We start from the raw sequence: 648 nt of genomic DNA, 5'->3' as shown, positions 1-648 counted from the left end.
TCACCTGTACCGCCTCATCCAACTGCTGGGTGATGGCGGCACTGTAGCGCGCCATTTCCCGCCCCGCTTCAGTGAGATAAATCTGCCGTCCCAGTTGTTCAAAGAGCGGCAGTCCGACTTGCTCTTCCATCTGGCGGACCTGCATAGATACGGCGGGTTGGCTGAGATGAAGCGACTGCGCCGCGCGGGTAAAGCTCTGATGCTTCGCCACGGCGGTAAACACCTGTAACTGGCGAAAGGTGAGATGCATGCTCATGGTGCTTTCCTGTAGTGGCAGCAACTAACGCAATACGGCGCACCATTATATCAGCATTACCTTATGACACGATACCCATACACCTCAATCATTTTCTGTGCAACGGATACGGTCTTTCATCCTGGTCGCCAAAAGAAGATCGACGGTCAGGCCTTGTGTCTCCAAAATTGCCTGACCGCGGTTGAGGTCGCCGAAACCCAACGCGCAATGAAGGCATCTGTCTGGTCTGCGGGGAGGTTGTCGGGGAGTATCACTTATTCTGGTCGTGGGCTAAGCAGCGTGGGATCGGGTCGGATAGGGGCGCACCAGTATTTCGGCGGGTAAATCCAGTTGCTCTGACAGGCGGCGAATCATTTCCAGGGTGAGTGGCCGCCGTCGGTTCAGCACTTCAG

The 648-nt window shown here is 55.9% G+C and carries 1 protein-coding gene; it reads right to left on the bottom strand.

The features are described from left to right. Positions 1–256: LysR family transcriptional regulator (locus tag HF921_RS12825; RefSeq protein WP_215893959.1), on the bottom strand; the 256-nt coding region annotated here is incomplete at its 3' end. Positions 257–648 lie beyond the last annotated feature (392 nt).

This window comes from Acidithiobacillus ferriphilus (assembly GCF_018854775.1).
Taxonomy (GTDB): Bacteria; Pseudomonadota; Gammaproteobacteria; order Acidithiobacillales; family Acidithiobacillaceae; genus Acidithiobacillus; species Acidithiobacillus ferriphilus.
Note: the sequence above shows the minus strand (reverse complement) of the source record. Positions and strands in the feature narration are given on the sequence as shown.